Annotated in this window: 9 protein-coding genes and 1 pseudogene; all 10 read left to right on the forward strand. The window is 68.1% G+C overall.

Features of this window, described 5'->3' with window-relative positions; genetic code table 11:
- A pseudogene (locus IMZ29_RS04045) lies at nucleotides 1–220 on the forward strand (dihydrolipoamide acetyltransferase); the annotation flags it as partial.
- Nucleotides 217–990 (forward strand): cellulose biosynthesis protein BcsQ, encoded by a 774-nt coding sequence (gene bcsQ, locus IMZ29_RS04050; RefSeq protein WP_216180865.1) that lies wholly within the window; start codon nucleotides 217–219, stop codon nucleotides 988–990. The pseudogene IMZ29_RS04045 and the gene bcsQ, both read left to right, overlap by 4 nt.
- Complete coding sequence (gene bcsA / locus IMZ29_RS04055) at nucleotides 987–3206, forward strand: UDP-forming cellulose synthase catalytic subunit (RefSeq protein WP_216180868.1); 2220 nt, start codon at nucleotides 987–989, stop codon at nucleotides 3204–3206. The genes bcsQ and bcsA overlap by 4 nt, the downstream gene beginning before the upstream one ends.
- Nucleotides 3207–3209: 3 nt before the next feature.
- A complete protein-coding gene (gene bcsB / locus IMZ29_RS04060; RefSeq protein ID WP_216180871.1) occupies nucleotides 3210–5546 on the forward strand; it encodes a cellulose biosynthesis cyclic di-GMP-binding regulatory protein BcsB in 2337 nt (778 codons plus the stop codon).
- 73 nt (nucleotides 5547–5619) lie between these two features.
- Nucleotides 5620–6759 carry a cellulose synthase complex periplasmic endoglucanase BcsZ gene (gene bcsZ / locus IMZ29_RS04065; protein WP_253206797.1) on the forward strand — a complete coding sequence of 380 codons (1140 nt, stop codon included), beginning with the start codon at nucleotides 5620–5622 and terminating at the stop codon, nucleotides 6757–6759.
- Nucleotides 6735–7412, forward strand: a complete 678-nt coding sequence (locus tag IMZ29_RS22565) for a tetratricopeptide repeat protein (protein WP_253206800.1) — start codon at nucleotides 6735–6737, stop codon at nucleotides 7410–7412. The genes bcsZ and IMZ29_RS22565 overlap by 25 nt, the downstream gene beginning before the upstream one ends.
- Nucleotides 7412–10972 carry a cellulose biosynthesis protein BcsC gene (locus tag IMZ29_RS04070; protein ID WP_253206845.1) on the forward strand — a complete coding sequence of 1187 codons (3561 nt, stop codon included), beginning with the start codon at nucleotides 7412–7414 and terminating at the stop codon, nucleotides 10970–10972. The genes IMZ29_RS22565 and IMZ29_RS04070 overlap by 1 nt, the downstream gene beginning before the upstream one ends.
- A gap of 148 nt (nucleotides 10973–11120) precedes the next feature.
- On the forward strand, nucleotides 11121–11777 hold the full coding sequence (locus IMZ29_RS04075) for an SGNH/GDSL hydrolase family protein (protein ID WP_216180877.1): 657 nt from the start codon (nucleotides 11121–11123) through the stop codon (nucleotides 11775–11777).
- Nucleotides 11774–12454 carry an alginate O-acetyltransferase AlgF gene (locus IMZ29_RS04080; protein WP_216180879.1) on the forward strand — a complete coding sequence of 227 codons (681 nt, stop codon included), beginning with the start codon at nucleotides 11774–11776 and terminating at the stop codon, nucleotides 12452–12454. Before IMZ29_RS04075 ends, IMZ29_RS04080 begins: the two co-directional genes overlap by 4 nt.
- Nucleotides 12455–12484: 30 nt before the next feature.
- Complete coding sequence (locus IMZ29_RS04085; protein ID WP_216180884.1) at nucleotides 12485–13897, forward strand: MBOAT family O-acyltransferase; 1413 nt, start codon at nucleotides 12485–12487, stop codon at nucleotides 13895–13897.
- The last annotated feature ends 10 nt before the right edge of the window (nucleotides 13898–13907 follow it).

Consider the following 13907-nt stretch of genomic DNA (forward strand, 5'->3'; position numbering starts at 1 on the left):
CCTGGGCGGTTCGTCGGGCCCCGCGGCCCCGAGTGCGCCGTTGTCCGTCTTCGCCCGTGTGAGTGCATCGACCGCAGCCGAGCCGGCCCCCGCGCCAGCCGCGGCGGCGCCGAGCGCGTCGCTCTCTGCTGTCTTCGACCGGCTGGCGCGTCCTGCCACGCCCGCGCCCGAGCCCGCGGCGCCGGCGCTTTCCTTGTTTGCTCGTCTGGGTCGCCGGTGAAAGTCATTGCCGTAGTTTCCGCCAAGGGGGGTGTGGGCAAGACCACGCTGTGTGCCAACCTGTGCATCGCGCTGCGCCTGCAAGGGCATGCGGTGCTGGGGGTCGACCTGGATCCGCAGAACGCCCTGCGCTTTCACCTCGGCCTGGATCTGCAAGCCATCGAAGGCCTCTCGCGCGTGACGCTCGAAGGCGGCGACCCGCGCGAGGCATGCGTCGCCGGCAACCAGGGCGTGGTCGTCCTGCCGTACGGGGCCGTCAACGAGACGGATCGCCGCGATTTCGAAGCCACGCTCGAACCGGATCCGGACTGGCTGCGCCGCCATCTCGAAGCCCTCGGTCTGGCCGACGGCACGCTCGTGGTGCTCGACACCCCGCCGGGGCCGTCGGTCTACATGAAGCAGGCTTTGCGCGCGGCCGATCTGGTGCTGGTGGTCACGCTGCCCGACGCCGCCTCGTACGCAACGCTCCCGATCATGGAAGGCCTGATCGACACGTACTGCGAAGGGCGCCCTGGCTTTCTCGAATCGGCCTACGTCATCAATCAGGTCAACCGCGCACGCCAGCTTTCCAAGGACGTGACCCAGGTGATGCTTGCGCACATGGGGGATCGGGTGGTGGGGCTGGTGCATCAGGATCAGGCAGTGAGCGAAGCGCTCGCCTGCAGCCAGAGCGTTCTGGAGTACGACGTCAACGCCCAGGGCACCCTGGACTTCACGCAACTGGCCCGCTGGGTGACTGACCGGCTCGCCCGTTCGGAGCGCACGAGATGACGGAACCGCGCCAGCAGACCGCGCATGGTGGCTTCAGCCTTGCGCTCACCCGGGTGGGCAACTGGCTGATCGATCTGCCCGTGTGGCGGCACCCGATCATGCGCACCTTGATCATGCTGCTGGCCGCGGCGTTCTTTGCGATCGCCATTGCGGTGCCGCTCGAGCTCACCGAACAACTGGTCTTCGCGAGCCTGACCTTCGGCGTATCGATGCTGCTGCGCCGCACGGCGGGCCGGCTCGCGACGATCATCATGATCCTGCTGTCGATCACGGCCTCGCTGCGCTACATGTTCTGGCGGGTCACGAGCACGCTCGGCTTCGAGAACTGGGTCGACACGCTCTTTGGCTACGGGCTCCTGATGGCGGAGATCTACGCCCTCATCGTGCTCCTGCTGGGCTACATGCAGACAGTCTGGCCGCTGCGCCGGCATCCGGTGCCGATGCCGGACAAGATCGAGCAGTGGCCGACGGTCGACATCTTCATCCCGACGTACAACGAGCCCCTGAACGTGGTGAAGCAGACCGTCTTCACCGCCATGGCCATGGACTGGCCCCGCGAGAAGCTCAACGTCTACGTACTGGACGACGGACGCCGCCCGGAATTCCGGGCCTTCTGCGAGCAGGTCGGCGCGGGCTACATCACCCGCGACAACAACCGCCACGCCAAGGCGGGCAACCTGAACGAGGCCTTGAAAGTCACCGACGGCGAGTTCGTCGCGATCTTCGACTGCGATCACATCCCGACGCGCTCGTTCCTGCAGATCTGCGTCGGCTGGTTCCTGCGCGATCCCAAGCTCGCGATGCTGCAGACGCCGCACGTGTTCTTCTCGCCGGATCCGTTCGAGAAGAACCTGAATACCTTCCGCGCCGTGCCCAACGAAGGCGAGCTCTTCTACGGCCTCGTGCAGGACGGCAACGATCTCTGGAACGCCACGTTCTTCTGCGGTTCGTGCGCCGTGCTGCGTCGCGATCCGCTCGTGGAAGTGGGCGGCATCGCGGTGGAAACCGTGACGGAAGATGCGCACACTGCGCTCAAGATGAACCGCCGCGGCTACAACACCGCGTATCTCGCCCTGCCCCAGGCCGCCGGCCTCGCCACGGAAAGCCTCTCCGGCCACATCGGCCAGCGCATCCGCTGGGCGCGCGGCATGGCCCAGATCTGCCGGGTGGACAATCCCCTCTTCGGTCCGGGTCTCAAGCTCTCGCAGCGTCTATGCTATCTGAACGCGATGCTGCACTTCTTCTATGGCTTGCCGCGCCTGGTGTTCCTCACCGCGCCCCTGGCCTATCTGCTCTTCGGTGCGCACGTCTTTCAGGCGACGGCGCTGATGATCACCGCGTACGCGTTGCCGCACATCCTGCATGCCAGCATCACCAACTCGCGCATGCAGGGCCGATTCCGACATTCGTTCTGGAACGAGGTCTACGAATCCGTGCTCGCCTGGTACATCATGCGGCCCGTGATGCTGGCTTTCATCAACCCGAAGCTCGGCAAGTTCAACGTGACGGCCAAGGGCGGGGTGATCGACAGCGCCTACTTCGACTGGCGACTCGCGCGGCCTTACATCGTGCTGCTGTGCCTGAACCTCTTCGGCTTTGCCGTGGGGCTCTGGCACCTGGCTTTCGGCGATCTGTCGGGGGCCGAGGGCATCGCGATGACGATCGTCATCAACCTGGCCTGGACGGTCTACAACATCCTCATCACCAGCGCGAGCGTGGCGGTGGCGAGTGAAACGCGCCAGGTGCGCGCCGACCCGCGGGTGGCCTCGCAGCTGCAGGCCTCCATCACGCTCGAGAGCGGCCGTACGCTGGTGTGTCGCACCACCGACTTCTCGCAGAACGGCGTGGGCCTGGCCCTGCCCCCCGGCGTCCAGGTGCCGCTGGGTGAAGCGGTCGAAGTCTCGATCTTTCGGGATCGCGACGAGACGGTCCTGCCGGCCACCGTGGCCTTCGCCGCCGGCAACCGTCTGGGCCTGCACTTCCAGGAGCTCACCATCGAGCAGCAGATGGAACTCGCCCAGATGACCTTTGCGCGTGCCGACACCTGGGCCAATTCCTGGGGCCAGGGCGTGCGCGATACCCCGCTGCGAGCGCTGCGTGACGTGAGCCGCATCGGCGTTCGTGGCTTCGCCTTCCTCTTTCAGCAGACCCTTGCCCAGCTGCGCGCCCGCGTGCGCCGCGGCGCGGGGGCCCTCACCCCGAACCGATCCAAGTAGCCCATGGACCTGCTCGCCCGTTCCCGCCGCGCGCCATTCACTCGCCGTGCCCTTACGTCCCTGGCTGCGGCCTGCCTCCTGGCCAACGGTGCCGTGGCTGTTGCGGCGCAGCCTGCGCTCACGGTCGCGCCCACCACGGCCACCGCCAAGCCGGTGCGCCTGCAGGGCACGGAGGCCAGCCTGGACAGCTACACCGTCAGCTTCCGCGACCTCGGTGCGCTCTACCCGCTGCAGTTGCGGGGCGTGGATGGTCGCAGTGGCGTCGCGTTCAGCGTGCGTGCCGACCGCGTCGCCACCGGCGGGCAGCTGAAGCTCATCTACTCCTACTCGCCGGCGCTGCTCTCGGAGATCTCGCAGGTCAACGTCCTCGTCAACGAGGAAGTGGCCGCGAGCCTGCCCACGCCCAAAGAGAGCGCCGGCAAGCCGCTGGAGGCCACGGTCGACATCCCCGCCCGCCTCATCTCGGACTTCAACCGGCTGAACATCCAGCTGGTGGGGCATTACACGATGGAGTGCGAGGATCCGGTCCACACGAGCCTCTGGGCGAATGTGAGCAACCAGACCGAACTCACGATCAACACCCAGCCCATCGCGCTGCAGAACGACTTGTCGCTGCTGCCGCTGCCGTTCTTCGATCGTCGGGACGTACGCCGGCTGTCGCTGCCCTTCGTCTTCCCGAGCGCGCCGGGCAACGACGTGCTGGAGGCCGCAGGCACGATGTCGTCCTGGTTCGGCGCGCTGGCGGATTACCGTGGCGCCGTGTTTCCGGTGAGCGCCGGTGCGCTGCCCGCGCGCGGCAACGCGGTCGTGTTCCTCGCGCAGGGCGCCTCTCTGCCGGGCGTGCCTGCTCCGCGGGCGCAAGGCCCTTCGGTGTCCGTCGCGACCAACCCGAACGACCCCTACGGCAAGCTGCTCATCATCGCCGGCCGCGACGCAGAAGAGATGAAGATCGCCGCCCGGGCCGTGACCCTCGGCAACCCGGCGCTCTCGGGCGAGACCGCCACGATCACTCGCCTGGACGATCTGGCCCCGCGCCGTCCGTACGATGCCCCCAACTGGCTGCGCAACGACCGCCCCGTGCAGTTCGGCGAGCTGGTGCCTGCCGACGCCCTGAGCGTGACCGGCTACACCCCGGATCTCGTGCGCGTGCCGCTGCGCCTGCCGCCGGATCTCTTCGGCTGGCGCGAGAAGGGCATCCCGATGAACATCAAGTACCGCTATTCGCCGCCGCCCACCGAGGATCGTTCGGCGATGAGCATCGACGTGGGTCAGCAGTTCATCCGCTCCGAGCTCCTGCGGCCAGTGAGTGCGACCAAGCAGAGCACGCAGGCCCGCGACATCATCGCGCGTCTCCTGCCCGATGGCACGGCGGAGGTCGAGCGCCGCATGCACCTGCCGCTGTACATGCTGCCCTCGCAGTCGCAACTGCAGTTCCACTTCGTGTATGCCACCCCGGGCAGCGACTGCCAGGTGACGCCGCCGAACAACGTGCGCAGCGCGATCCAGCCGGATTCGACCATCGACATCTCCGGCCTGCAGCACTTCATCGCCATGCCGGACCTGGCCGCCTTCGGCACCGCGGGCTTCCCGTTCACGCGCCTGGCGGATCTGTCCGAGACCGCCGTCGTGCTGCCGGACAACGCCGGCGACGCCGACATCGGCGTGTATCTCGCCATGCTGGGTCGCTTCGGTGCGATCACGGGCTACCCCGCCACCCATGTGCGCGTCGTGCAGGCGGGCAGCGTGGGCGACGTCGCGGACCGTGACCTGCTCGTCCTGGGCTCCGGTGGCAATCAGCCCCTGCTCACGCAGTGGGCAGACCGGCTGCCGGCCACCATCGACGGCGACGCACAGCGCTTCAGCCTGTCGGATCTGGTCTACCGTACGGTGCCCTGGCTTGCGCCGGACCAGCGCAGCAGCGCGGCGCCCACGCGCATCCAGATGTCGGTGCAGAGTACCGCCAACGATGCGCTGCTCTATGGCTTCGAGTCGCCACTCACGAGCCGACGCAGCGTGGTGGCCTTCTCCAGCCCGCGCGTCGAAGGCCTGCAGGCCGCGACAGGCCTCTTGGTGGATGCCGAGACCAGCACGCTCAGCCGCGTGCAGGGCAGCCTCGTCGTGATCCGCGGGCAGCAGGTCGACAGCCTCGCCGCCGATCAGAGCTATCACGTCGGTCGCCTGGATCCCGTCACCTATCTGCGTTGGTACTTTGCCACACGTCCGCTGATGCTCGTCGGCGTCGGTCTGCTCGCCGCCGTACTATTGGCGACTATCCTCTATCTCGCGCTGCGTTCCCGTGCGCGTCGTCGCCTCGCCGTCAACCGACCCCAGGATCACTGACATTGCCCATGCATCGGCGCCATTTCCTCGCCACGCTCGCCGCCACTGCGGTCGCCGGTACCGGTCCGCGCTAATGCCGGCCCGCGCGCTGGCGGCGGACTGCGTGGCGCCGGCCTGGCCACTCTGGGATCTGTTCAAGCGATTCTTCCTGGCCGAAGACGGCCGTGTGGTCGATGCCAGCGTGCCCGAGATGCACAGCACCTCGGAAAGCCAGTCCTACGGGATGTTCTTCGCGCTGGTGGCCAACGATCGGGCGGCTTTCGATCGCATGTGGCAGTGGAGCATCGACAATCTCATGGGCGGGGATGTCGCGAGCCGTCTGCCCGCCTGGCGCTGGGGCCGGCGGCCCGATGGCACCTGGGGTGAGCTCGATGGCAACGCCGCCGCCGACGCGGATCTCTGGTTCGCCTACTCGCTGCTCGAAGGCGCACGCCTCTGGGACGCGCCTGCCTACGCCGAGCAGGCGCGCACCCTGCTCGCCCGCGTGGTGGCCGAAGAAGTCGTCACCCTGCCCGGCGCTGGCCGCATGCTGTTGCCCGGCCCGATGGGGTTTGCCCGCGACAATCAGATCTGGCGTCTGAACCCAAGCTACCAGCCGATTCCGGTGTTGCGTTTGCTGGCGCGCCTGGATGCCAAAGGCCCCTGGGCGGAGATTGCCACCGGCACCGCACGCATGCTGGCCGACACCGCCCCGCGCGGCGTCGTGGCCGACTGGGTGGCTTACCAGGGCACGGGTCCGTCGTCCGGTCACTATGCCGTGGATCCGGACAAGGGTGACGTCGGCAGCTATGACGCGATCCGGACGTATCTCTGGGCGGGTCTCACGCCATCGACCGATCCCCTGGCCAAACCGATTCTTGCCTCGCTCTCGGGTATGGCACGGATCACCCAGACGCTGAACGCGCCGCCCGAATACGTCTCCACGATCAGTGGCGGTGCGCGCGGCACCCAGACGTTCGGCTTTGCCGCCGCCCTGCTGCCCTACCTGCGCGCCCTCGGACAGGACACGCTCGCCGCCACGCTGCGCGAGCAGGTCCTGACCCGCATCGCTCAGGACACGGCCGCACCGGCCGGCGGCCCGCAGCCGCCGTATTACGACTACATGCTCAGCCTTTTTGCGCTGGGCCAGACCGAACAACAGTACCGCTTCCTGCCATCGGGAGCCTTGCAGACGAGTTGGGAGAAGACATGCCGCCGCGCCTATCGACGCTGATGGCCGGATTGTTGGCGCTGGGAATCCAGCATGCCGCAATCGCACAGGACGACACACTCAAGCTGCTCGTCGAGCAAGGCAATTACTGGCAGAGCCGGGGCGACCAGAAGCGCGCCGCCGAAGCCTGGGAAAAGTTGCTGCGCGCCGATCCGCAGAACGCCGCCGCACTCTACGGGATGGCCCGCGTCGAACTCGCCGCGCAACGCACGGCTGCCGTTCAGCGCTATCTGGCCGATCTGCGCCGGGCCGCCCCCGACAGCCCGCTGATCTCGCAGCTCGAGCAGGAGATCAACCTGCAGCGCCCTGGTTCGAATCGGGCGCTGGACGAAGCCCGCCAGTTCGCGCAGCTCGGCGAGCCCGAGAAGGCCATCGCCAAGTACCAGGAGGCCCTGGGCGGCGCGCGCCCGAAGGCCAGATCGCCATTGAGTACTACCAGACGATGGGGTACACGGACGCGGGCTGGCAGGAAGGCCGGCGCGGCCTGGAACGGCTGGTGCGCCAGTCGCCAGACAACGCACAGATGCGACTCGCGCTCGCACAGATGCTGTCGTATCGCGAAGCCACGCGCGCTGACGCCGTCGCGCAGCTGTCCGAACTCTCGCGACGCCAGGACATCGGCAGCGCCGCCAGCGAAAGCTGGCGTCAGGCCTTGATGTGGCTGGGCGATCCGCCACCGCGCAAGGACGCCCCGCTCTTCGAGGAATACCTGCGCCTTCATCCGAACGACACGGAAGTGCGCACCCGGCTGGCCAACATCGGCCCCGAGCCGCGCGCGGGTGGCGCCACGCGCACCGCCGCAGCGGCGCCTGCGGAGAACCCCACGCTGCGTCGCACGAATGCGGCCTTCCAGGCCCTGGAAGGCGGCCAGGTGGACGTGGCCGAACGCGAGTTCTCGGACGTGCTGCGCACCCAGGCCAACAACGCCGACGCCCTTGGCGGGCTGGGTTTGGTGCGGCTGCGTCAGCAGCGCTTCTCCGACGCACGCGACCTGCTTCAACGCGCCTCTCGCCAGGGCTCGGCCAGCCGCTGGCGCCAGGCGTTGAACAGCGCGAGCTACTGGGCCCTCGTCAACGAGGCCGGTGCCGCGCGCAGCGCCAACAACACCGCTCAGGCGCGCCGTCTGCTCACCGAGGCCGTCAAGCTCGATCCGAAGGAGCCCACCGGTCTGAACGCGCTGGCTGCGGTGCACGCCGAAAGCGGTCAGCTCGACGCTGCCGAGAAGACCTATCGCCAGGTACTCGCCCAGCAACCGAACAACGCGGATGCGATCCGCGGCCTGGTGGGCGTGCTGTCGCAGAACGGCAAATCCGACGAGGCCTTGCAACTCATCGCGCGGCTCACGCCGCAGCAACAGAGCCAGATCGGCGAGGTCGGCCGTCTGCGCGCCGAGCAGGCCATTGGCCTGGCGCGTGCGGCGCAGCAACGCGGGGACGACGCCGGTGCGGCGGCCGCCCTGCAGGATGCGCTACTGAACGATCCCAACAACGCCTGGGTGCGCCTGGACCTGGCGCGTCTGTATCTGAAGACCGGAGCGCGTCAGGAAGCCCGGGGTGTGGTGGACGGCCTCTTGGCCTCGAACCCGGACATGCCCGACGCGCTCTATGCGAGCGCCCTGCTCTCGGGCGAGATGCAGGACTGGCCTGCGGCCATCGCCGCCCTGGATCGCATTCCCACGCAGGCTCGAACGCCAGAGATGGCCGAACTGCAGCGTCGCGCCTGGGTGCATTCCCAGGCGGATCTTGCGGGCCGTCTGGCGAGTCAAGGCCAGCAACAGCAGGCGCTCAGCCTGCTCGCGCAGGCCACGCCCTATGCCCAGAACGAGGTTGACCTCCTCGGCGCGCTGGCCTCGGCCTACGTGGCTGCGGGCGACCCGAATCGCGCGCTGGGCATGATGCGTCAGCTCCTCGCCCGCACCACGCAGCCCGATCCCGGCCTGCAATTGCAATACGCCGGCATTCTCCTGAACACGCAGCAGGACGTCGAGCTCGCGGGCGTGCTGCGCCAGTTGCAGAACGCCTCGCTCAGCCGCGCACAGAACGAGACCTACCAGGACATCCGCTACGTCTACATCGTGCGTCAGGCGGATGCCCTGCGCACCCGCGGGCAGCTGGCCGATGCTTACGACATGCTGGCCCCTGCCCTGGCCGAGCGTCCGGACGATGCCCAGGCCGTCGGCGCATTGGCCCGACTCTATGCGGATTCCGGCGACGCCGCGCAGGCGCTCGGCATCTACAAGCGCCTGCTGCAGTACAAGCCCGACGACACCGATACCCTCCTGGGTGCGGCGAACATGGCGGCGCAGGCGGGCGAATACCGCTTTGCCGAATCCTCCGTGGATACCGCGCTTGCCAAAGAGCCGAACAACCCGGATCTGCTTGCCACCGCTGCACGCATCTATCGCGCGCAGGGCAAGAACAGCAAGGCGGCGGATTACCTGAAGCGCGCCATCGCGCTGCAGACGCCGCAGCCCATGGCCGCCGCGCCAGCTGGCATACCGTCCTCGCCCGGCGCAGGCCGCGGCGGCAATCCGTTCCGCAATCGGGATGGCAGTGGCGGTGCCGCTGCCGCCGTGCCGATACCGGTGCCCGTGGCCTACGCCTCGGCCCAGCCGCCGATGGGTGGCTACGTCGCACAGCCCTATATTCCGCCCCCGGTCACGGGTCAGGCCATGCCCCAGGGCGGCCAGGCGCTGCCACCGTATGGCCAGACGCCGCCCCCCGGCAGCTGGGTGCAGGCGGCCCCGGGTGGTTACCCTGCGCAAGGCGGTTATCCCGCGCAGGGCGGCTATCCGGCCCAGGGTGGCTATCCGGCCCCGGCGGGTTACCCCGCTGCGCCAGGCTATGGCGCGCCAGCGCAGCCGGCCGCACCCTATTTCGCGCCGCCAGCAGGCCCGGAAGCGCCGTCGGTGCCCTATTTCCCGCCCTCGCGCAGCGCAGCAGCACCGGCCGCTGGCGCCAACCCCTGGATGGCCCCCCAGGCCGCTGCACCCGCCGCGCCCCGCACGCTGTCCCAGGAGCTCGCGGAGATCCGCCAGGAGCGCAGCCCCGAGATCACCATGGGCGCCAACGTGCGCACGCGCAGCGGCGAAGGCGGCTCGAGTCAGCTCACCGACGTGCAGGTGCCGCTGGAGGCACGCCTCCCGCTCGGCGACGGCAAGGTCGCGCTGCGTGTCACCCCAGTCTCGCTCAGCAGCGACAGCATGAGCACGGACTACAACACCACCAGCCGCTTCGGTGGCGGCCCTGCCGCGGCCCTGCAGCAATCCAGCGGCGCCGCGGGTGGCCCGGGCGCGCAGGACGCTGCCGGTGTCGGCGTGGCCCTGGCCTACCTCGGCAGGAATCTCCAGGCCGACGTCGGCACGACGCCGCTCGGCTTCGAAGAAAACAACGTCGTGGGCGGGGTCCGCCTGAACGGTGCGCTTGGCGACTCGAACGCCAACTACGCCATCAACCTCTCGCGGCGCGCAGTCACCGACAGCCTTCTCTCCTTCGCCGGCACGCGCGATGCCCGCACGGGCCAGCACTGGGGTGGCGTAACGGCCACGGGCGGCCGTCTGCAGCTGGGCTACGACGGCGATGCCTACGGCGTCTATGGCTACGGCGGCTACCACAGCCTGCAAGGGCGCAACGTCGTCTCCAACTCGCGGGTCGAAGGTGGCTTCGGTGTCTACGCCAAGCTCGTCAACGAGACGAACCGCGAACTCACGGCCGGGCTGAACTTCACCGGTCTCGCCTACGACAAGAACCTGCGCTACTTCACCTACGGGCACGGCGGCTACTTCAGCCCGCAGCGCTTCTTCTCGGTGAGCGTGCCGGTGAACTGGTCGCAGCGCGATGGCCGCCTGAGCTACTACGTGCGCGGCTCGCTCGGCATCCAGAACTTCAAGGAAGATTCGGCGCTGTACTTTCCGGGCGATGCCGGCTTGCAAGCCGCAGCCGTCACCGCCACGGCGGCCGCCAACAGTGCGGGGCTCACCAGCAACACGCAGGCGATCTACGCCGGTCAGAGCAAGACCGGGCTGGGCTACAACCTGGCCGCCGCAGCGGAATACCAGCTGGCGCCGCAGCTCTTCATGGGCGGCACGCTGGGGCTGGACAACGCGTCCGACTACCGTCAGTGGGCCGGCGGGGTCTACCTGCGCTACCTCTTCGAGCCGTCGACCCGGCCATTGGCGATGCCGGTGTCGCCCTTCGCCTCGCCTTACGGCGAGTGATCCGTCCAGCCAGCGTGGCCGTCGTCGCGCTGGCTGGATGATCACAAATAAAGTCCGTTTGCGTATCGCGCAACTAGGCTGGGTGCTGTACAGTATCTATTACGTTACGTAACGTGACCTGTACTGCCGCAGCGTCCTTCGGAATATCATGCTCACCGCCCTGGCTGGCCTGTCTATCCTCATCATCGGGGATAGCCATCTGACGTCTCCTTCCCATCTCATCACCCCCCTGCATGAAGCCCTCGTGCAACAAGGCGCCCAGGTCCATACCCTGGGCGTGTGTGGGAGCCATCCCACCGACTGGCTCGAGGCCAAGCCGGGCACCTGCGGTGGCGCCGAGCGTATCGGCAACGGCGCGGTGACGCTGCAGGGCCAAGCCGCGGCCACGCGCCCGGTGCAACAACTCATCGCGCAGGACAAGGCCGATCTCGTGGTGATCGTCATGGGCGACACGCTGGCCGCCTACGACAAGCCCGCGTTTCCCAAGGCCTGGGCCTGGCAGCAAGTGAGCGGCCTGGCCAAGGCCATTGGTGCTACCGGCACCCAGTGCGTCTGGGTGGGCCCAGGTTGGGGCAGCGAAGGCGGCAAGTACGGCAAGACGTTCAATCGCGTGAAGTTCATGTCGGCGTTCCTCGCCGCGAACGTCGCGCCGTGCAGCTACATCGATTCGTTGAGCTTCTCCAAGCCCGGCGAATGGGGCACGATCGACGGCCAGCACTTCATCCAGAGCGGTTACCGCGCCTGGAGCGACGCCATCGTCAAGACGCTGCCCACCACCGATGCCGTGAAAGCGGCAAAGCCATGACCCTCATGCTGCGTCGGATTGTCAGTGCGCTGGCCGGCGTGGCCGCGCTCGTCGCTTCGGCAGGCGCGGCCCAGGTGGCGCTGTATCCCACCGGGCCGGCCGAAGATTCCGCCTTCCTGCGCTTCGTCAACACTACCGGTACGGCGCTGACCGTGACGGCCGATGACGCCCAGAACAGCATCGACCTCGCCGCGCCCTCCGCTGCCACTGGCTTTCAGGCTGTGCCGGCGAATCGAGCCGTGCAGGGCACGCTCGTGACCGCATCCGGCAAGACGCCGCTGTCCCTGACAGTCGCGCCTGGCGAATTCGCCACCGTCGTGGCAGCCTCGGCGGACGCGGGCGGTGCTCCTGCCCTGCACGTGGTGCGCGAACAGCCCGACGATTTCAACGCCATGCGCGCTTCGCTCGCGCTGGCCGTGGCGGACCCAGACTGCGAGGCTGCGAGCCTGGGGGTGGCGGGACGCGAGGTCAGCATCTTTCAGGACGTGGCCTCGGGCAGCGTGGCGCGCCGCGCCATCAACCCGGTGCGCCTCACGGTGCAGGCGCGTTGTGCGGGCCAGCCCGTGGGTGCCGCGCTGGACCTGGGCGAACTCGCGCCCGGCGGACGCTATACCGTGATCCTTGCGCCATCGGCACAGGGCACGCTGGCGCTCTTTGCCAACGACCAGGCTGACTAAGTCCTCCGCGGCCCCGCGCGGGCACCCTCCATGGTCTTCGCCTCGCTCGAGTTCCTGACGCTGTTCCTGCCAGCGTTCCTCCTGGCGTATCTGCTCACACCGTCGGGCGGGCGCAATGCGGTGCTGATGCTGGGCAGCTGGCTCTTCTACGGCTGGTGGAGTCCCTGGTACCTGTGGCTGCTCGTCGCCAACACCGTGGTCGTCTGGGCGGGCGCCCTTGCCATCGAGCGGACACTCCATGAGCGCGCGCGCTCGGCCTTGCTCACCTTGCTGATCGTCGTCAACCTGGCGGCGCTGGGTTGGTACAAATACGCCAACATCGTCGTCACCACGGCTAGCGATGCTGCTCAGGCGCTGGGCCATGCAGGCTGGGGCTGGGAACGCATTGCCCTGCCGATCGGGTTGTCCTTCTTCGTCCTGCAGTCGATTTCCTATCTCGTCGACGTGCGGCGCGGCCTGGTGAGAGCGCAATCGAGCTTCATCGTTTTCGCGGCCTATCATGCGATGTTCGGCCAGCTCATCGCCGGCCCCATCATCCGCTACGTGTGGGTGGCGAGCGAACTCGCGCATCGTGCGCTCGCGTGGGATAGCTTCTCGCTCGGCGCTCGTCGCTTCATGATCGGTCTGGCCATGAAGGTGCTCGTGGCCGACACGCTCGCGCCCATCGCAGACACCGCATTCGCCCTGCCGGCGCCGTCCTTCGCGGATGCCTGGCTCGGGTGTCTCGCCTACAGCCTGCAGCTCTTCTTCGATTTCGCGGGCTACAGCGCCATGGCGATCGGCCTGGGCATGATGCTGGGCTTTCACTTCCCCGAGAACTTTCTCAACCCGTACCTCGCCACCAGCATCCAGGATTTCTGGCGACGCTGGCACATCTCGCTCTCGAGCTGGCTGCGCGATTATCTCTACATCCCGCTGGGTGGCAACCGTGGTGCGCGGTGGCGCACGTACCGCAATCTCTTTCTCACCATGGCCATCGCCGGCCTCTGGCACGGCGGCGACAGCTGGAACTTCCTGATCTGGGGATGTGCTCACGGGCTGGGGCTCTGTGCGGCACGGCTCTGGACGGCGGGCGGCGGCCCGGTGCTGCCGACGTGGCTAGCCCGCGCGCTGACGCTGCTTTTCGTCGCACTCGCCTGGACACTGTTCCGCGCCACGAGCTTCGATGGCGCCTGGACGATGCTCTCGGCGCAGTTCGGGTTGCACGGATTTGCCCTCGGCGAGAGCCTGGCAAGCGTGCTGCGCCCGGTTCACGGCCTCGCCGCGGCGCTGGGCGTCTACGCCATCGTGCATCCCGTCCTGCAGCCCCGCTGGCTGGCACTGGGCGGCACGAGTCGCGCGGCGGCGGCGTGGCGTGCCATCTGGCCCGTTGCCGCTTTCATGCTCGCCTTCGCTCTCATCAGCAGCCGCGATGCCGTGCCTTTCCTGTACTTCCAGTTCTGAGGCGAGGCTG

This window comes from Verticiella alkaliphila (assembly GCF_018904615.1).
GTDB lineage: Bacteria > Pseudomonadota > Gammaproteobacteria > Burkholderiales > Burkholderiaceae_B > Verticiella > Verticiella alkaliphila.